This is a genomic window from Embleya sp. NPDC050154 (assembly GCF_044460165.1).
Classification (GTDB): Bacteria; Actinomycetota; Actinomycetes; order Streptomycetales; family Streptomycetaceae; genus Embleya.
This window is the reverse complement of sequence record NZ_JBITJP010000002.1, coordinates 593,687-612,668: the sequence shown is the minus strand read 5'-3', so window position 1 is coordinate 612,668 and position 18,982 is coordinate 593,687. Positions and strand designations below refer to the sequence as shown.

Annotated in this window: 12 protein-coding genes; 6 read left to right on the top strand and 6 right to left on the bottom strand. The window is 70.9% G+C overall.

The features are described from left to right. Positions 1 to 243 precede the first annotated feature (243 nt). A complete protein-coding gene (acnA, locus tag ACIBSV_RS06275) occupies positions 244 to 2,961 on the top strand; it encodes an aconitate hydratase AcnA (RefSeq protein ID WP_395859800.1) in 2,718 nt (905 codons plus the stop codon). A 293-nt stretch (positions 2,962 to 3,254) separates the two neighbouring features. On the opposite strand, the gene ACIBSV_RS06270 is transcribed toward acnA, so the two are convergent. Then, complete coding sequence (locus ACIBSV_RS06270; protein ID WP_395859799.1) at positions 3,255 to 4,253, bottom strand: asparaginase; 999 nt, start codon at positions 4,251 to 4,253, stop codon at positions 3,255 to 3,257. A gap of 146 nt (positions 4,254 to 4,399) precedes the next feature. Here ACIBSV_RS06270 and ACIBSV_RS06265 point away from each other — a divergent pair, with 146 nt between their 5' ends. The 4 genes from ACIBSV_RS06265 (at position 4,400) to ACIBSV_RS06250 (ending at position 10,312) form a co-directional block, all read left to right on the top strand. Then, positions 4,400 to 4,867, top strand: coding sequence for a hypothetical protein (locus tag ACIBSV_RS06265; RefSeq protein WP_395859798.1), 468 nt, complete (start codon positions 4,400 to 4,402; stop codon positions 4,865 to 4,867). A gap of 414 nt (positions 4,868 to 5,281) precedes the next feature. Continuing rightward, positions 5,282 to 6,412 carry an ROK family transcriptional regulator gene (locus ACIBSV_RS06260; protein WP_395859931.1) on the top strand — a complete coding sequence of 377 codons (1,131 nt, stop codon included), beginning with the start codon at positions 5,282 to 5,284 and terminating at the stop codon, positions 6,410 to 6,412. A 136-nt stretch (positions 6,413 to 6,548) separates the two neighbouring features. Continuing rightward, positions 6,549 to 8,483 (top strand): 1-deoxy-D-xylulose-5-phosphate synthase, encoded by a 1,935-nt coding sequence (dxs, locus tag ACIBSV_RS06255; protein ID WP_395859929.1) that lies wholly within the window; start codon positions 6,549 to 6,551, stop codon positions 8,481 to 8,483. A gap of 359 nt (positions 8,484 to 8,842) precedes the next feature. Further along, positions 8,843 to 10,312, top strand: a complete 1,470-nt coding sequence (locus ACIBSV_RS06250; RefSeq protein WP_395859797.1) for an amino acid permease — start codon at positions 8,843 to 8,845, stop codon at positions 10,310 to 10,312. 136 nt (positions 10,313 to 10,448) lie between these two features. Here ACIBSV_RS06250 and ACIBSV_RS06245 read toward each other — a convergent pair whose 3' ends face one another. The 3 genes from ACIBSV_RS06245 to ACIBSV_RS06235 all read right to left on the bottom strand — a co-directional run bounded on the left by ACIBSV_RS06245 (position 10,449) and on the right by ACIBSV_RS06235 (position 13,431). Beyond that, positions 10,449 to 11,243, bottom strand: coding sequence for a hypothetical protein (locus tag ACIBSV_RS06245; protein ID WP_395859796.1), 795 nt, complete (start codon positions 11,241 to 11,243; stop codon positions 10,449 to 10,451). Between the two features lie 77 nt (positions 11,244 to 11,320). Continuing rightward, entirely contained in the window at positions 11,321 to 12,439 is a 1,119-nt protein-coding gene (locus tag ACIBSV_RS06240; RefSeq protein ID WP_395859795.1) for an LLM class flavin-dependent oxidoreductase, read from the bottom strand. Positions 12,440 to 12,621: 182 nt separating this feature from the next. After that, complete coding sequence (locus ACIBSV_RS06235) at positions 12,622 to 13,431, bottom strand: SDR family NAD(P)-dependent oxidoreductase (RefSeq protein ID WP_395859794.1); 810 nt, start codon at positions 13,429 to 13,431, stop codon at positions 12,622 to 12,624. A 774-nt stretch (positions 13,432 to 14,205) separates the two neighbouring features. Between ACIBSV_RS06235 and ACIBSV_RS06230 the strand changes: the two genes are divergently transcribed. Beyond that, a complete protein-coding gene (locus tag ACIBSV_RS06230) occupies positions 14,206 to 17,205 on the top strand; it encodes a hypothetical protein (protein ID WP_395859793.1) in 3,000 nt (999 codons plus the stop codon). A 4-nt stretch (positions 17,206 to 17,209) separates the two neighbouring features. Here ACIBSV_RS06230 and ACIBSV_RS06225 read toward each other — a convergent pair whose 3' ends face one another. Both ACIBSV_RS06225 and ACIBSV_RS06220 read right to left on the bottom strand, forming a co-directional pair. Then, complete coding sequence (locus ACIBSV_RS06225) at positions 17,210 to 18,262, bottom strand: LCP family protein (protein WP_395859792.1); 1,053 nt, start codon at positions 18,260 to 18,262, stop codon at positions 17,210 to 17,212. A gap of 176 nt (positions 18,263 to 18,438) precedes the next feature. Further along, positions 18,439 to 18,945, bottom strand: a complete 507-nt coding sequence (locus tag ACIBSV_RS06220) for a GNAT family N-acetyltransferase (protein WP_395859791.1) — start codon at positions 18,943 to 18,945, stop codon at positions 18,439 to 18,441. Positions 18,946 to 18,982: the final 37 nt, after the last annotated feature.

Below are 18,982 nucleotides of genomic sequence, written 5' to 3'. Positions count from 1 at the left end.
TGTTAGGGGCGCACGCGCGCGTGTGGGGGAGATCGCCCACAGGAATCCGCGAGCGACGGGTCGGCGCGGGTGTGGCGGGTACCCGCACGGAGGAGTCGGGGCCTAGACTAGACTTGTCTTGACATCAAGATATCTGCGGGGCGCAGACCCCGGCATCCCCTACTTAGGGTCACCTTGCTTGGCGTGAGTCGAGTGGGTGTCGGCAGGATGCGGGAGAAACGCACAAGATCAAGGGAGACCGTCGTGTCCGCGAACAGCTTCGACGCTCGCTCCACCCTGAACGTGGGTGACGAGTCGTACGAAATCTTCCGGCTGGACAAGGTGGAGGGCAGCAAGCGCCTCCCCTACAGCCTGAAGGTCCTGCTGGAGAACCTGCTCCGCACGGAGGACGGCGCGAACATCACCGCCGATCACATCCGTGCCCTGGGCGGCTGGGACGCGAAGGCCGAGCCGAGCGAAGAGATCCAGTTCACGCCGGCGCGCGTGATCATGCAGGACTTCACCGGCGTGCCGTGTGTCGTGGACCTCGCCACGATGCGCGAGGCCGTGAAGGCCCTCGGCGGCGACGCCTCCCGGATCAACCCGCTCGCGCCCGCCGAGATGGTCATCGACCACTCGGTCATCGCCGACGTGTTCAACCGGCCGGACGCGTTCGAGATCAACACCGACATCGAATACGGCCGCAACAAGGAGCGCTACCAGTTCCTGCGTTGGGGCCAGACCGCGTTCGACGAGTTCAAGGTCGTACCGCCCGGCACCGGCATCGTGCACCAGGTCAACATCGAGCACCTGGCTCGCACCATCATGGTGCGCAACGGCCAGGCATACCCCGACACCTGCGTCGGCACCGACTCGCACACCACGATGGTCAACGGCCTGGGCGTGCTCGGCTGGGGCGTCGGCGGCATCGAGGCCGAGGCCGCGATGCTCGGCCAGCCGGTCAGCATGTTGATCCCGCGCGTGGTCGGCTTCAAGCTCTCCGGCAAGGCGCAGCCCGGCGTCACCGCCACCGACGTCGTGCTGACCATCACCGACATGCTGCGCAAGCACGGTGTCGTGGGCAAGTTCGTCGAGTTCTACGGCGACGGCGTCGGCGCGGTGCCGCTGGCCAACCGCGCCACCATCGGCAACATGTCGCCGGAGTTCGGCTCGACCTGCGCGATCTTCCCGATCGACGCCGAGACGATCACCTACCTGCGACTGACCGGCCGGGACGACAAGCAGCTCGCGCTGGTCGAGGCGTACGCGAAGGCCCAGGGCCTGTGGCACGACCCGAGCCACGAGCCGGAGTACTCGGAGTACATCGAGCTCGACCTCTCCACCGTGGTGCCCTCGATCTCCGGCCCCAAGCGCCCGCAGGACCGGGTCGTGCTGGCCGAGGCCAAGGCCCGCTTCCGTAGCGCGCTGGCGGACTACGTCACCAACGGCGACGAGTCCGGCAAGGAGTCCTTCCCGGCCTCGGACGCGCCCACCGGCTCCAACGGTCGCGTGCACAACCCGACCACGGTGGTCGGCGAGGACGGCGTCGAGTACGAGATCGACCACGGCGCTGTCGTGATCGCCTCGATCACCTCGTGCACCAACACCTCGAACCCCTCGGTCATGCTCGGCGCCGCGCTGCTCGCGAAGAAGGCCGTCGAGAAGGGTCTGACCCGCAAGCCGTGGGTCAAGACCACGCTTGCGCCCGGGTCCAAGGTCGTCATGGACTACTACGAGAAGGCGGGCCTGATCCCGTACCTGGAGAAGGTCGGCTTCTCGCTGGTCGGCTACGGGTGCGTGACCTGCATCGGCAACTCCGGCCCGCTGCCGGAGGAGGTCTCCAAGGCGGTCAACGACGCCGACCTCGCGGTCGTCTCGGTGCTTTCGGGCAACCGCAACTTCGAGGGTCGGATCAACCCCGACGTCAAGATGAACTACCTGGCCTCGCCGCCGCTGGTGATCGCGTACGCGCTCGTGGGGTCGATGGACATCGACATCACCACCGAGCCGCTGGGCGTGGACTCCGAGGGCAAGCCGGTCTACCTCGCGGACATCTGGCCGAGCGACGAGGAGATCGCCGAGGTCGTGGCCTCCTCGATCGACCAGGACATGTTCATCGACCGCTACGCCGACGTCTTCGCGGGCGACTCGCGCTGGCAGTCGCTGGAGATCCCGACGGGCGCCACCTTCGAGTGGGACCCGCAGTCCACCTACGTGCGCAAGCCTCCGTACTTCGAGGGCATGCAGATGCAGCCGGCGCCGGTCGTGGACATCGCGGGCGCGCGCGTGCTGGCCAAGCTGGGCGACTCGGTCACCACCGACCACATCTCGCCGGCGGGCTCGATCAAGGGCGACAGTCCGGCGGGCAAGTACCTGGCCGAGAACGGTGTCGAGCGCAAGGACTTCAACTCGTACGGCTCGCGCCGGGGCAACCACGAGGTGATGATCCGCGGCACGTTCGCGAACATCCGTCTGCGCAACCAGATCGCGCCGGGCACCGAGGGCGGCTTCACGCGTGACTTCACGCAGGCCGACGGCCCGGTGTCGACGATCTACGACGCGTCGGTGAACTACCAGGCCGCGGGCATTCCGCTGGTGGTGCTGGCGGGCAAGGAGTACGGCTCGGGCTCGTCCCGCGACTGGGCCGCCAAGGGCACCTCGCTGCTGGGCGTGCGCGCGGTGATCGCCGAGTCGTACGAGCGCATCCACCGCTCGAACCTGATCGGCATGGGCGTCATCCCGCTGCAGTTCCCGGCCGGCCACAGCGCCGCCTCCCTCGGCCTCACCGGCGAGGAGACCTTCGCGTTCGAGGGCATCACCGCGCTGAACGAGGGTCGCACCCCCAAGACCGTCAAGGTCACCACGGACACCGGCGTCGGGTTCGACGCGGTCGTGCGCATCGACACCCCCGGCGAGGCGGACTACTACCGCAACGGCGGGATCATGCAGTACGTGCTGCGGTCGCTGGTGAACAAGGGCTGACGATCGCCGCGGCGACGGTAGGTCGCGCGCCATCGAGGCACCGGGTCGGGCTCCTTCGGGGGCTCGGCCCGGTGCCTTTCGGGTTCGGCCCGAGCGAGTCGCCGATCCGGGACGGAATGTGACGGGTGCGGTCGGTGCGGCTGCGCTCGCGGGCGCGGCCCTTGCGCTCGCACCCGCGGGCGCATCCGCCGGCGCGTTCGAGGGCACCGGGATCGGGCGGCACTGGCGCGGCCGGTTGGTTTCCCAACCGGCCGCAGGGTCAGTTTTGTGCCCGGCTCGTGTGGGCGACAGGGCTAGGGCGTCGGTTCACCCAAAAGGGGGAACGCGCGGACGGCGCCGACCACCTCGCCGGCGCCGTAGACGGGTGCCTGCGCGAACGGGGCGAGGGTCTGCTCGTCCACGCCCATGCGCCACAGCAGCGCCGCGATGGCGACGATGTGTGCCCGCGTCGCCCCGTCCGCGATCTTGACCGCGGCGCCCCGACCGTCCGGCAGGCCCACCGCGTACACCGCCTCCGCGCCGTCCTTGGCGAGCAGGCCCGGGATCGCCCGCATCAGGTTCGTCACGTCGCGACCGGTGCCCGCGACCCACTCCGGGTGGGCGCGCATCGCGTCCGCGATCCGTCGTTCGGGCGTGCCCTCGGCGGCCCCCGCGAAGCGGCCGTAGGACCGGGCCAGGCCCGCGAGCGAGATGGCGAACAGCGGTGCCCCGCACCCGTCCACACCCACCGCCGCGACCGGCTCGCCGGCGACGTCCTCGACTGCCCGGCGCACGGCCCGCTGCAGCGGGTGCTCCGGATCCAGGTAGTCCTCGGTCGACCAGCCGTTGCGCACGCAGGTGAGCAGCATCGCGGCGTGCTTGCCCGAGCAGTTCATCGCGATCCGCTCCGGCCCCTTGCCGGCCGCCAGCCACGCGTCGCGCTGCGCCGCGCCCAGGGGCAGGTCCGCCACGCACCGCAGCGCGCTCTCCGGCAGGCCCGCCCGGGCCAGGATCCGTCGGGTCCCCTCCAGGTGGAACGTCTCGCCGGAGTGGCTGGCGCAGGCGAGCGCGAGCAGCTCGCCGTCCAGGTCGAGCCCGTTGCGCGCCATCGCCAGGCCCTGGAACGGCTTGTTGGTCGAGCGCGGGAACATCGGCGCGTCCACCGCGCCGTGTCCCTCGACCACCGAGCCGTCGGTGCCGGTGAGTACGGCCGTGCCGTGGTGGATCGATTCCAGGAAGCCGTTCCGCCACACGCCGACCAGCGGTATGTGGGCGAACGCGGCCTCGTCGCCGGAGCGGTCGGCCTGGATCACGGGTCCTCCTGGAAGGTCGTACGAGAGTAGAACGGGGGCGGAGCGGGGCCGATCCCGCCGACCCGGAGGTCGAACGCGGGTGCGGGATGTCCCCCTCCATGATCCACGCGTGCATTCTCGGCCAGCCACCGCGCATAATCGAACATATGTACGGCAATGGCGATCGCGACACCCCGGCCTGGGAGCAGCCGGGTCGCTTCAGGCGTGCCGAGGCTGGGAACGGGGCGGAATCCAAGCCCCGCGGGAGGGACGGGATCGCGCCGGCGGGTTGGCCGCGAGGCGTTCGGCCACCCGGTGTACCGGGTTGGGAGCACACGGCGGTCGCCTGGCTGTACGACCTGTGCCCACCCGGCTATCGAAGCCACGACGTGCTGCGCAAATACCCGCTGATCCTGGCCCGGATGGCCCGTCAGCACGTCGCCGCCGCGCTTGCCGCCGCCCGGCACGGCTACGGCACGGCGCGCGTCGAACTCGCGGGCCGGGTGCCCGTGGCCGCTTTGGAGGCGGTGCTGCGCATGTACGAGTACGAGGGCTCGCGGGCGGCGGCCACCGAGCGGGCGGTTCGGCTGGTCGAGGAGGCCCTCGCGGGCGAACGTTGGGAGCCTCGGCTGTGACCGTGACACGTTCCGCGTCGCGGAGCGGGTGAGCGGGCGCGGCGTCGCCCGACGCCCGTGCACAAGAAGGTACAAGGCGTGGGGCACAAGGCACGGGCGCGGGGTCGCCGGGCGCCGGCGCGAAAGGGGTGTTTGTAACGTTCCATGCGTTCACCGCGCGCGGAGCGGTGAATAGAGGCCCGATCGTGACGCCTGCGTTCAGGTTTGACTCTTCTGCCCGAACGAAGGGCGCAATAGAGTTCAGGACTTGCACACAAGAAGTGCGTCAGATGCACCGGGGCGAGGGGATCGCAGATGTCCGACGGCATGACGGGGGCCCGCTTCCAGGAGGCCCAGCCGCCGGGGTCGCACTCGTCCGGGTCCCAGTCCTCGCTGCACCGGGCCAACCTCGATCGGGTCCTGCACGCGGTGCGCATGGCGGGTGCGCTCACCCAGGCCGAGATCGCCAGGAGTACCAGGCTGTCCGCCGCGACGGTGTCGAACATCGTACGGGAGTTGAAGGCCCTCGACATGGTCGAGGTGACCCCCACGTCCTCCGGCGGCCGGCGGGCCCGCAACGTCTCGCTCAGTCGCGCGTCGGGCGTCGTCGTCGGCATCGATTTCGGCCACCGTCACCTGCGCGTGGCGATCGGTGACTTCGCGCACCGCGTGCTCGCCGAGGAGCACGTGCCGATCGACGTCGACTCCTCCGCCGACGAGGGCTTCGCGCTCGCGGACCGCCTGCTCGGCGTGCTGCTCGAGCGCGCCGGCGCGGTTCGGGGCGAGGTCACCGGCGTCGGGCTCGGCGTGCCCGGCCCGATCGACATCGACACCGGCGCGCTCGGCTCGACCACGATCCTGCCGGGCTGGGTGGGCTGCCACCCGCGCGAGGCGATGCAGGCACGGCTGGGCCTGCCGGTCCTGGTCGACAACGACGCCAACCTCGGCGCGCTGGGCGAACTCGTGTGGGGCGCGGGCGTGGGTTGTACCGAGATGGCCTACCTCAAGGTGTCCGGCGGCGTCGGCGCGGGCCTGGTGATCGGCGGCCGGCTGTACCGGGGCCCGGGCGGTACCGCGGGCGAGATCGGTCACATAACGCTGGACGAGTCCGGACCGGTGTGCCGGTGCGGCAACCGCGGCTGCCTGGAGACCTTCACCAACGCCTCCTACCTGCTCGACCTGCTCCGCGGCAGTCACGGCACCGACCTGACCATCCAGCGCATGATCGAGCTCGCCAAGGACGGCGACGCGGGCTGCCGGCGGGTGGTCGCGGACGCCGGCAGGCACGTGGGAGTGGGTGTGGCGAGCCTGACGAACCTGCTCAATCCGCAACGGATCATCCTCGGCGGCGACCTCGCCGGCGCCGGCGACCTGTTGATCGCGCCGATCGTCGAGTCGGTCGGGCGGTACGCCATTCCCAGCGCCTCGCGCCGACTGTCCGTGGTCACCGGGTCGCTCGGCGAGCGGGCCGAGGTGCTCGGCGCGATGGCGATGGTGATGAGCGAGATGTCTCCCTTCGCCGTCGAACGCACACCCGAGGCGCAGATCGCCGGCGTCTCGATGTGAGCCGTTCCGCACGGATGGCCCATCGCGGTACCTCGATGCGAACCATCCGGGTGCACCGCCGCGTCTAGACTCGGTGGACGCCTCTCCTGCACGCAGACCCGTGGGGGCGGTGACGGATCTGACGAAGGAGGAACGGGTGGCCCTGCTGGACAGCATTCGAGGACCCCGTGATCTCAAGGCCCTCTCGCCCGAGCAGCTCGCGCAGCTCGCGGACGAGATCCGCACCTTCCTGGTGGAGTCCGTCTCCAAGACCGGTGGTCACCTGGGTCCCAACCTCGGTGTGGTCGAGCTGACGATCGCGATGCACCGGGTGTTCGAGTCGCCGCGCGACAAGATCCTGTTCGACACCGGTCACCAGAGCTACGTGCACAAGATCGTGACCGGCCGCAAGGACGGCTTCGATCGGCTCCGCCAGGCCGGCGGCCTGTCCGGCTACCCCAGTCGTGCCGAGTCCGAGCACGACGTGATCGAGAACTCGCACGCCTCGACGGTGCTGTCCTGGGCCGACGGCCTCGCCAAGGCGTACCAGGTGCGTGGGCAGCACGATCGGCACGTGGTCGCGGTGATCGGCGACGGCGCGCTGACCGGCGGCATGGCCTGGGAGGCACTGAACAACATCGCGGCGGCCAAGGACCGCCCGGTGATCATCGTGGTCAACGACAACGAGCGCTCGTACGGTCCGACCCAGGGCGGCCTCGCCGACCACCTCGCGACGCTGCGCACCACGCGCGGTTACGAGCGTTTCCTGGAGTGGGGCAAGGGCGTCCTCGGCCGCACGCCGGTGGTCGGCGGCCCCGTCTACGACATGCTGCACGGCGCCAAGAAGGGCCTCAAGGACGCGGTCGCGCCGCAGGGCCTGTTCGAGGACCTGGGCCTGAAGTACGTGGGTCCGATCGACGGGCACGACGTCGAGGCCGTGGAGAACGCGCTGCGCCGGGCCCGGGGCTTCGGCGGGCCGGTGATCGTGCACGCGATCACCCAGAAGGGCAAGGGCTACGCGCACGCGGTCAACGACGCGGCCGACCAGTTCCACGCGGTCGGGGTGATCAACCCCGAGACCGGCCTGCCGGTGAAGAAGTCGGGCGCTTCGTGGACGTCGGTGTTCGCCGACGAGATGGTCGCCATCGCCGACGAGCGCGAGGACGTCGTCGGCATCACCGCCGCGATGCTGATCCCGGTCGGGCTGCACAAGTTCGCCGCCAAGCACCCGGACCGGGTGTTCGACGTCGGGATCGCCGAGCAGCACGCGGTGACCTCGGCGGCGGGCCTGGCCACCGGCGGCCTGCACCCGGTCGTCGCGGTGTACGCCACCTTCCTCAACCGCGCGTTCGACCAGGTGCTGATGGACGTCGCGCTGCACAAGTGCGGTGTGACCTTCGTGCTCGACCGGGCCGGTGTGACCGGGCCGGACGGGGCCAGCCACAACGGCATGTGGGACATGTCGATCCTCCAGGTCGTGCCGGGCCTGCGGCTCGCCGCTCCCCGGGACGCGACACAGGTGCGTGCCCAACTGCGCGAGGCGATGGAGGTCGGCGACGCGCCGACCGTGGTGCGGTTCGGCAAGGGCGCGGTGGGTCCCGACATCGAGGCGATCGGCCGGATCGACGGGATGGACGTGCTGCGCCGTACCGGCCCCGAGCGCAACGGTGGCGGTGAGCGCGGCGACGTGCTGATCGTGACCGTCGGGCAGATGGCCGAGATCGGGGTCGAGGTCGCCGACCGGCTCGCCGACCAGGGCATTGCCGCGACCGTGGTCGACCCGCGCTGGATCAAGCCGGTCCCGGCCGGGCTCGCGCCGCTGGCGGCCCGGCACCGGCTCGTGGTCACGATCGAGGACAACGGCCGTGCCGGTGGCGTGGGTTCGATGATCGCGCAGTCGCTGCGGGACGCGCGGGTGGACGTACCGTTGCGCGACTTCGGCATCCCGCAGGAGTTCCTGGACCACGCGGAGCGTCCGGAGGTGCTGGCCCGGATCGGGCTGAACGCCCAGGACATCTCGCGCCAGGTGGTCGAGGAGATCGCGTCCAAGACGGCGGACGCCGACGCCGAGCAGCACGAGACGACCGCCTGACCCGAGAGCGGCGCGCGCGATGTGACGGCCTCGGGGTCGGGGTGGGAGCCATGGCTTCCGCTCCCGGCCCCGGGGCCGTTTCGCTTTTCCGGGCTTCCCGTTTCCCGGCTTCCCAGCCTGCGGGGTGGGCGGCCTTCCCGGGCCGTCCACTCCTTCGGTTCGCGGGCCGAACCGTGCCCGTCGGTGCCCGGATTCGGGGGCTCTCGCGCTTCGAGGAGCGCCGGTCTCGGGCCGGTCGCCGCTTCGGCGCCTCGGGGTCGAGTTCGAAGATCACCCTGACGCGCCGAGGATCGGTCACCCGAAAACAGGAGTGAAACCCTCGATCATGGCAACGGTCTCCGCCACCAGGAGGTGTTGCCATGGCCAACGCGCTGTTTCGCACCAAGAACATCGAGCAGTCCATCCAGGACACCGATGTCTCCGAAGGGCACGGTCTACGCCGGGAGTTGTCCGCGCTCGACCTGATGGTCTTCGGCGTCGGCGTGGTGGTCGGCACGGGTATCTTCGTGCTGACCGGTACCGCCGCGAGGGACTACGCCGGTCCGGCCGTCGCGTTGTCGTTCGTGCTGGCGGGGGTCGTCTGTGGGCTCGCCGCGCTGTGCTACGCCGAATTCGCGTCCACGGTCCCGGTGGCGGGTTCGGCGTACACGTTCTCGTACACCACGCTCGGCGAATTGCCCGCGTGGATCATCGGGTGGGACCTGATCCTCGAACTCGCGCTCGGCGTCGGGGTGGTTTCGATCGGCTGGTCGGGTTATCTGACCTCGCTGCTCTCGCAGGCGGACATCGAACTGCCGCAGGCGATCACGGCCGCGCCCGGTGACGGCGGGACGGTCAACCTGCCGGCGCTGGTGCTGGTACTGGGAGTCGCGACGATCCTGGTGTTCGGCGTCAAGCTCTCGGCGCGGTTCAACCTCGTCATGGTCACCATCAAGATCGCGATCGTGTTGTTGGTGATCTTCGCCGGTCTGTTCTTCATCAAGACCGGCAACTACAACCCCTTCGTGCCCGACTCGCAGCCGTCGGGCTCGGGCAAGGACGGGCTCAAGGCGCCGCTCGTGCAGACCCTGTTCGGGTTCGACCCGCAGATCTACGGGGCGATGGGGATCTTCTCCGGCGCGGCCCTGGTGTTCTTCGCGTACATCGGATTCGACGTGGTCGCCACCGCCGCCGAGGAGACCCGCAAGCCGCAGCGCGACATGCCGATCGGGATCCTCGGCTCGCTGCTGATCTGCACGATCCTGTACGTCTCGGTCTCGCTGGTCGTGGTCGGGATGCAACGCTACGACATGCTCTCGTCGTCCGCGCCGTTGGCGGAGGCGTTCCGGGCGGTCGGCAAGGGCTGGATCGCGACCATCATCAGCATCGGCGCGGTGGCCGGTCTGACCACCGTGTGCATGATCCTGATGATGGGTCAGAGCCGGGTCTTCTTCGCGATGAGCCGGGACGGGCTGCTGCCGCCGCTGTTCGCGAAGGTGCATCCCAAGTACGGCACGCCGCACGTGAGTACGATGCTGATCGCGGTTGTGGTCGCGGCGATCGCCGGATTCACCCCGATCCACGAGATCGACGTCATGGTCAACATCGGCACGCTGTTCGCGTTCATGGTGGTCGCGGCGAGTGTGCTGATCCTGCGCCGGACCAGGCCCGAGTTGCCGCGCGCGTTCCGGGTGCCGTTCGTGCCGTGGCTGCCGATCCTGTCGATGATGGCCACGCTGTGGTTGATGATCAACCTCAGCAGCGAGACGTGGCTTCGGTTCGCGGTGTGGATGGTGGCCGGTTTCGCCGTCTACTTCTTCTACGGGAAGCAGCACAGCCGACTGCGGTGATTGCGACGGCTTGTGGTCGCGGCTGTTCATCGACGGATGTTCGTTGCGGCTGTTCCGGTGACGGCTGTTGCGGTGACGTACGCGGCCCCGGGTCGACTGGACCCGGGGCCGCGTACGTGTCGATCAACGGTCGGGATCAGCCCCAGAGTTCGTCCGTGTATTTGTCGGTGCCGACCACGGTGGGGATCCACGGGGCGCAGTAGGTGACCCGGCCGATGCCCGAGGCGTCGATCCGCTCGGCCCACTCCTTGAAGGCGTCCCAGCTCTCGCGTGGGTCGCCCTCGAGGAAGTACAGCTGCATGCTGCGGGTCGCCGCGTTCGGGTCGCGCGGTACGAACGCGGGGGCGTCGTCCTTGAGCGGGACGGCGGTCCACGCGGCCACCGACGCGATCGGCGAGCCCTTGAGGAAGTCCGGCAACTGCGCGGTGAACCACGCCTCCAGGTCCTCCTGCGTGGTGCCCTCGGCGCGCTGTACGGCGAGCGAGACCAGACCCTGGTAGTTGCGGTCCAGGGCGAGCTCCAGCGGAACCGGGTCCTGGTCGCGGTACCAGCGGCTGTCGTGCAGATACATGCCGGTGTGCGCGTGGATCCGGTGCTGGAAGCCGCGGTCGTTGCCGTAGAGCCAGTTGACCTGGTCGACCGCCCACGCGTTCCACTCGTCGAACTGGCCGTCGTTGATCCAGTAGATCGCGACGTAGGAGCCCGCCTCGATGGCCGGGACGACGTCGGTGTCGGCCGGGAAGCGCAGCGCCTTGAGGTCGGCGGTGGCCACCCAGCGGCTGCCCGCGAGCATGCCGGGGCCGATCATGCAGCCCGCGTAGTAGTGGTCGCGCTCGTACCAGCGGTTGTAGCTCACCTCGTGGCCGCGCTCGGGGTCCACGGCGGTGAACAGCATGCTGCCCACCCGGATCGGGTATTCCTTGAAGCTCATGGCTGCCTTTCGGGTCGTGCGGTGACACGTGTCGGGCGGGACGGACCCGGCCGGGGGCGCCGACCGGGTGGGGGTGGTCAGGCCTGCCGGCGGAACCGGGTGGTGCGGTGTTCCGGCTCGGTGTCGAGCTTGGGGATGATGTGCTTCCCGAACAGCTCGATGGTCTTGAGTGTGTTCTCGCGGTTGTCGCAGCCCAGGCCGAGCACGAGTTGGTCCACGCCGACCGCCTCGTAGGCCTTGACCGCGTCGAGTACGCCGTCCGGCGCACCGCAGATCAGCGCGCCGGCGTCGGCGGCGAACTCGACCAGCTCGGGGGTCAGGTCGGGCATCAACTCGGGCCAGTACGGGATGCCCTCCGGGTGCGGGAATGTGTCGTGGTAGCGGAAGACGTTGCTGGTCAGGTACATCGGCCGGGCCGCGACCGCGTTGGCGACCGCCTGTTCCCGGGTTTCGGCGACGAAGCCGGTGCTGACCGCGAGTACGTTGTCGTTGACGAAGTCGGCGATCGGTTCGGCGTTGCCGATCTCGCGCTTGTAGCCGGCCACGAGCTTCTCGGCGCTCGCCGGGTCGCCGATCGAGAAGCCCAGTACGCCCAGGCCCATTCGGGCGGCCATCGCGTACGAGGGCGGGCTGCCGGCGGCGTACCACATGGCCGGGTGCGACTTTCCGTACGGCTTGGGCAGGATCTTGCGCGGCGGGAGTTGCCAGTAGGCGCCGTCGTAGCCCTCGTAGGTGTCCTGGAGGAACATCTTCGGGAACTCGCGGATCACGTCCTCCCAGATGGCCTTCGTCTCGGACATGTCCTCGATGCCGGGCAGGAAGCCGAGAATCTCGTGGCTGCCGGCGCCGCGGCCGGTGCCGAACTCGAAGCGGCCCTTGGTGAGGTGGTCGAGCATCGTGACCCGTTCGGCGACCTTGGCCGGGTGGTTGACCTGGGGGAGCGGGTTGAAGATGCCGGAGCCGATGTGGATCCGCTCGGTGGCGTGTGCGAGGTAGCCGCACATGACGTCGTTGGCGGACAGGTGGGAGTACTCGTCGAGGAAGTGGTGCTCGCTCAGCCAGACGTACTTGAAGCCGGCCCGGTCGGCGGCGATCGCGAAGTCCATGTCGTTCATCAGCGCTTCGTGTTCGGCGTTGGGGTTTCCCTCGCGCCGGAACGACGGGTTGTAGCCCTGAAGAAAGATGCCGAATTCCATTGCACTCCCAATTCCGCGGTCGGTCGGGTCGGGCGGGATGGTCGGTCGGGTCCGGTGGGCGGTGGGTTTGACGGGCGGTGTGTACGTTCCGGCGGTGGGTATGTTCGGGCGCTTCGGGTGGTCGCGAGCGCTGGGGCCGGCGGGTGCGGGTGCGGGGCCGGGCCGGCGGGTGCGGGGGGCAGTCAGGGGGTGAAGGTGCCGTCCGGGCGGCGGACCCAGCCGGAGGCGGCCATGGTGCCGCCGTCGACGTGCAGGGTAGTGCCGGTGACGAAGCGGGCCAGGTCGCCGGCGAGGAAGACGATCGGGGCGGCGCAGTCGTCGGGGGTGCCGAGGCCGAGGGGGACCTTGGCGGCATAGTCGTAGGCGCCCTCGTCGGTCTCGAAAGTCTCCGCGAGGCCGGCGTCGCCGGGGGTGGGGATCGCGTCGGGGGCGACGCAGTTGACCCGGATGCGGCGGTGCGAGAGTTCGAGGGCGAGCGATTTGGTGAGTTGCTCGACCGCGGCTTTCATCGCGGCGTACACCGCGAACCCGGGCGCCGCGCGGAATGCCTCGATGCTGGTGACGTTGACGATCGAGCCGCCCTCGCGCATGAGGGGGGTGCCGTGCCGGATCACGTGTGTGACGGAGGTGAAGTTCTCGTCGACGAGGGCGGTCTGGCCCTTGGGGCGGACCTCCAGGAACGGCGACCAGAAGCCGCCGCCGGCGTTGTTGACGAGGATGTCCAGCGGGCCGAGCGTGGTGTGCGCCTCGCGGAGGAAGTGCTCGACGCCGTCGCCGTCGCGGACGTCGAGTTCGGCCGCGAACGCGCGGCGCCCGGTGGCCTCGATCGCCTTCGCGGTCTCCTGGAGGCCGAGCGGCTCGCGGTCGCAGATGGCGACGTCGGCGCCGAACCTGGCCAGCGCGACGGCCGTCGCCGCGCCGATTCCCCGGGCGGCACCGGTGACCACGGCGACGCGATCGGTGAGCAGGGCGGCGGAAGGGTCGAGCAGCACGGGGCACCTCACTGTGGATCGCGTACGTTGTCGCCTCGGCGCGGGGCCGCCGTTGCGGGCGTGCTCTGCGCTGGGGTCACCATGCCACCTGACGACCCGTCACCTGAAGGGAGACGGCTGTCTTTTTCCGTCCCGACGCGCCGGTGTTCACGCAGGTCCGCTGGAGATCTGACGCTCTGTCAGTAAAAGTGGCGGACATCACCGTTGGGGATGGGCGCGGAATGGCATGGCGCACGGGGTGGGGGCGCCTGCGAGTGTGAGCGCGGCCGCGGGCGCGGGCGCAGGTGGTTGTGGGGGGCGGGTGCGGGTGTCGTCATGCGTGGGCACCGGTGGCTGCGAGTGGCGACGCCTGCGGGCACAGGTGCAGGCGCGGGGGTTGATGGGCGCAGGCGCAGGTGGGGGCGTGGTCGCGGGTGTGGGGCAGACGCGAGGGGACGCAGGCGCAGGCGCTGGTGGGTCGAGGGCGCGGCTGGGAGGGTCGCGGGTGCGGTCGCAGGTGGGAATGGGCGCAGGCGCGGGCGCGAGTGGTCGCGGGTGCGAGGGCCGGCGGTTGTGGGTGGCGAACCGTCGTCGCGTGCGCGGACGCCGGTCGGCGCAGGTACGGATGATTTCGGGGCTGATCGCTGGCGTCGCCCGGGAATTGCGGTAGGTGGAGGCGCGGATGGTGGTGTGCTCGGCGGCCCCATGAGGGGTGGTGGTTTCGGGTCTTGGGGGTTCGCATGGATTGTCCGAAATCCATGCGAAGGGGCTGCGGCGCTCACTACGCTCTGCGACGTGGCGCTATCTCCCGATTCCTGCGGCATCGTGGCCGACTTCGGCACGTGGCTCGCGCGAGCGGGCCGACCGGCCCGGGACGCGGAGCGGATGATCGACGTCCTGGGCACGCTGCTCGATCTGCGGGTGGCCTGTCTGCGGCTCGACGACCACACCCGCTGGCGCGCCGGCGACCTGAACGCGCTGCTGGAGACGCTGGTGCCCGCGCACGTTGCGCTGCCCCGTGACGACACGGTCGGACTGGTCGTGCCCGCGTTGCGGCTGTTTCTGGAGTTCCTGCGCGAGCGCGGGCCCCTGCATCCGGACAGCGACCGGCTCGACCCGATGTTGGCGGTGTTGGATCGGCACGAGGGCGAACTCCCGGCTCGGATGGCCGATTCGACCTGCTGGGGATCGGCGAAGAAGTTGTTCGTGGCGGGCTACGCGACCGGTCCCGGCCGAGGCAGGGCGTTGCCGGCGGTGCGGTTGCCGGACGAGCGCGAGCTGGCCCGGGCCGCGTCGACGGCGCCGTCGTTCGCCGCCGCGCTCACCCTTGCCCGCTGGGTCGGTCGCGGCCGGCCGGTCACCGCGACCGGGGTCCTGCGTTTGGCGCCCGCGGCCGAGGCCGCGCTGCTGCTGGGCATCGAACCGATCGCGGGCGTCCGCAGCGCGCGTGACGTGGAGCCGTTGCACCACGTCTGGTCGATCGCGTGCGCTGCGGGCCTGATCGAGGTCGGCCGCACCGTCGCGACCGCCGGCGCGCTCGCCCGGGCGCTGGCGGTCGGCCGACCCCGCGACGTGCTGGGCGTGTGGTCGAGCCTGTGGGAGGGCGTCGCGGTGGGCGAGGCCACCGGGCGACCGGCGGTGCGTCGCGCCGGGCACGTGCTGCGCGGGGGCGACGTGATCCGCGAGTTGTTGCGGGAGCTGTACGACCACGCGGGTCGATGGGTGCCGATGGGCGGGTTGTTCGAACTGCTCTCGTATACGCCCGACGGCCGCCCGCGGTCGCCATCGGTCGCCGATCCGGCGCTGTTCACCGGCCTGACGCTGGCTCATCAGATGGACGACCTGCGCGCGTTCGGCGTCCTGGAGATCCGTGAGCTCGTCGGTGGTGGGGCGCCGTTCATGGCGGTGCGGCTGACCCCGCTGGGGCTGTACGGGCTGCGCACTCGCTTCCTGGAGCTGGGTGTGCCCGCGCCGCTCACCGGCCCGGGTGGCGGTCCGACCGATCCCGCGCTGCCGCCGCTGTACGTGCCGCCCACCTCCGAGTGCGCGCTGGCCGCGCGGATGTCACCGCTGCTCGCGCAGGCCGCCGCGCTCGCGGAGTACGTGGCGGAGCACGGGCCGTTGCCGGTCACCCACGAGGAGGTACTCGCGGGCGGGGTCGCGCGCCGGGTCATGGCCGAACTCGGCATTCGCGCGCAGCCGCCCCGTCCCGCCACCGCCCCGCCCCGTACCGCCCGGGGCGAGCACGCCCTGCACCGGCGTTGGACGCTCGCACTGGGCACCGGCCTGCTGGTCCTGGCCGACGACGCGGTGCACGTCGCGGACGGTCTGCGGGTGTGGCGCGAGGGTGGCGACCGCGAGCTGATCGCGCTCGCCGCGCGCGCGATGGTGGTGGTGGCCGAGGACAACGCGACGTTCGGCGAGGCCCACGAGCAGCGATGGGATGTTCCTGAGGGGCTCGCCGCGTCGCTGTTCACCGGCTTGGTCCAGCTCGGTGGTCCGCTCCCGGTGTCGCTGTTCGTCGGTCTGGCGGTGCGCCGCGACCTCGACCACGTGGTGCGCACGTTGCCCGCCGAGCCGCCGGCCGACGACGAGGCGTTCGCGCTCGGCCGGATCCTGGACGCGCCCGACTTGGTCCGGGAACTGGGCCGGCTGTGCGGCGCGGGCGCGGATGCGATCGACTCGAGTTCGTCTGCGTCTGCGTGTGCGTCTGCGATCGACGGGTACCTGCACGCGACCGACTTGCGCATGTCTGCGCCTGCGGCCGACGAATGCCCGCCTTCGCCCGTGCCCGCGCCCGAGCCCGAGCCGAGTTCGCCTGCGCCCGCGCCTGCGGGCGACGGGTACCCGCCCGCGACCGACCCGCGCACGCCCGCGACCCCGCCCGCGACCGACCCGCGCACGCCCGTGAGCGCCTCGTCCTCATCTGCGGCCGACCCGCCTGCGGCCGCGCCTGCGACCGACCTGCCCGCGACTGACGCGCTTGTGCCCGACCCGCACCTGCCCGGGGCCGCGCCCGCGACCCAGCCCGCGCCCGCGACCCCGCCCGCGATCGCGGATCGCACGCCCGCCGAGTTGCTCGGCCGGGTTCGGGCCGGTGTGATCCTGCTTGCCGATCGGCTGGCGGCGCTCGGCATCGTTCGGCGCACCGCCGAGGGCATCACGTTGACCGGCCTCGGTGGCACGCTCGTGCACCGGATGTTCCGCGAGCAGGGGCTGCCGGTCGCCACCGTCGACGACTACACCGCGGCGTCGGGCGCCCGGCTGCTCGGTGCGATGGGGGCGTGGCCGCGACCGGTGGCCACGCGTACCTTCGCGAGCTGGATCGCGTGCCGTCCGGTCGATGCCGCGCTGTCCGAACTGTTTGCGGTCGCGGGCGCGGCCGGCCCCACGGAGCGGCTCATGCTCTTCGCCCACGTGGGTGACGCGGACCTCCCCGAGGCCGCCGTCGAACGCGCCCTCGCCGAGGCCGCCGCCGATCCCACCCTCGCCCCGCACGTGTGGAACTGGCGCCTGACCCACGACCGCGACGTGCCCCCCGCGACGCTGCGCACCCTGGCCTGGCTCACCGCGGACAATGCCGCCGCGGCGCTGCTCGGCCGGCACGAGGCCGCCGTACTGGGCCTGCTCACCGAGGTGACCGGTAGTCAGGGCCCGGGCGCCGACGTGGTCTTCGGCGAACTCGCGACGATGGGCCACCCGTGCGCCGAGGACGTGCTGCGCTTCGCCGAGGCCACCCACCCCGATCCCGACGTGGCCAAGGCCGCCCGCCGGGCCCTGCACCGACTGCGCTGAGCGCTCACGGCCGCCACAGTTCGCCGGGGGCCGGCTCCGGCCACCGGATGTCGGCGCGGACCGCGGCGAACAGCTCCTTGCAACGTTTGTCGTCGAGCAGGACCACGCTCTGGCCGCCGGCGCGTTCGCCGAATCCGGCGACCGGCGCGGTGCGGAACGCCAGGTCGGACTCGCTGATGCCCTTGAGGTCGGTGGCCAGGTCGAGCAGCGCCTTGAAGTTCAGGTCGTCGTCGACGGTCAGCGACCTGGTCAGCGACTGCAGCAGGTTCTCGGTCCGCAGCGGGCTGGCGAGTACGCCCTCCGCGGTGACCTTCTCCGCGATCGCGCCCAGGAGCTGCTGCTGGCGCGCGACGCGGTCGAGGTCGCCCCGTTCGAGCCCGTACCGCTGCCGCACGAACTTGAGCGCCTCGTTGCCGTCCAGCTTGGCCTCGCCCTTGTCGGCGTCCACCGTCACCCCGCCGAGCGCGTCGACCATGCCCTTGAAGCCGCCGAAGTCCACCGCCGCGTAGTGGTCGATCCGGACCCCGGTCAGGTTCTCGACGGTGGCCACGAGCAGCGCCGGCCCGCCCCACGAGAACGCCGCGTTCAGCTTGGCCTCGCCGCGCCCGGGGATCGACACCCACGAGTCGCGCGGCAGCGAGATCGCCGAGATCGATGCCCGACCGGCGGGCAGGTGCAGAAGCATCATGGTGTCGCTGCGTCGGCCCTCCAGCGCCTCGGGATCGGCACCGGCCGCCGCCGCGTCCATCCCGACGAGCAGGATGTTCAGCGCCCGGCCGGCGGCGGGATCGGCCGCCGGACGCGGCCCCGCGGCGGGGATGCCCGAGCGATCGAAGACCCCGTCGATCCGCTTGATGTTGGAGTTCAGCGAGTAGAGCAGCCAGGCCGTACATCCGCCGATCACGAACAGTGACAGCGTGAGCAGCGTGACCAGTCCCACGACCGCCTTGCGGCGTCGCGACCAGGGCTTGCGCTCGGGTGTCGGTTCCGGCTCGACTTCCTCGTCCGTCCCGCTGACCTCGGCCGACTCGTCCGTCGCACCCAGCGCATCCGTCATGCGCAGAAGCTAGTCGACCGGCTGTCGGCAACGGCAGGGAAATCCGAAAATCAGTGCGAAGAAGAGATCGACTTCGGTGCGGGCTCTCCCTTCGCCCGGGAGCTGCGGTTCCGGGGCGTCGCTCAGTGCCGTGGTTTCGGGGCGGCACCCCCGCGCCGTGCTTCCGGGGCCTCGCCCTACAGTCGCAGGTCGGCGAACGGCCGTCGCATGCACACCCGCGGCCACCGGTCCAGCCCGATGGCCGCCTCGTGGGCCCGGATCGCGGCCAGGCCCGGAGTCACCTCGCCCGGGTCGAGCACCCGGAATCCGATCCGTGCGTAGTACGGCGCGTTCCACGCCACGTCCCGAAATGTGGTCAGGGTCGACGCGAGCCCGCTGTCCGCCTGCACCCGATCGATCAACGCCCGCCCCAGTCCACGCCGCGCCCCGTCGGGATGCACCGACACCTGTTCGATGTGCGCGGCGCCGTCCACGAGATCCCAGATCACGTAGGCCAGCGCCGGTTCGCCGACCACCAGGCACCGTCCGCCGACCCGATACGCATCCAACTCCTCGACGGACAGCGGCTCGTCCGCCGCGATCTCCGGCATCCCCACCGCCGCGAAGCCCACCCCGGCCGCCACCTCGATCTCCCGAAGCCGCTCCAACTCGCCCGCCGAGACGGCCCGCACCACATCGTTCATGTCCGCCATTGTGGCGTTCGCCGCATGGATGGCCCCG

Bases quoted from the DNA above. Each gene is read 5' to 3' on its own strand.
- ACIBSV_RS06265 (WP_395859798.1), top strand. From the start codon at position 4,400: ATGTACGGCAATGGCGATCGCGACACCCCGGCCTGGGAGCAGCCGGGT.
- ACIBSV_RS06260 (WP_395859931.1), top strand. From the start codon at position 5,282: ATGGCGGGTGCGCTCACCCAGGCCGAGATCGCCAGGAGTACCAGGCTG.
- ACIBSV_RS06250 (WP_395859797.1), top strand. From the start codon at position 8,843: ATGGCCAACGCGCTGTTTCGCACCAAGAACATCGAGCAGTCCATCCAG.
- ACIBSV_RS06245 (WP_395859796.1), bottom strand. From the start codon at position 11,243: ATGAGCTTCAAGGAATACCCGATCCGGGTGGGCAGCATGCTGTTCACC.
- ACIBSV_RS06240 (WP_395859795.1), bottom strand. From the start codon at position 12,439: ATGGAATTCGGCATCTTTCTTCAGGGCTACAACCCGTCGTTCCGGCGC.
- ACIBSV_RS06225 (WP_395859792.1), bottom strand. From the start codon at position 18,262: ATGACGGATGCGCTGGGTGCGACGGACGAGTCGGCCGAGGTCAGCGGG.
- ACIBSV_RS06220 (WP_395859791.1), bottom strand. From the start codon at position 18,945: ATGAACGATGTGGTGCGGGCCGTCTCGGCGGGCGAGTTGGAGCGGCTT.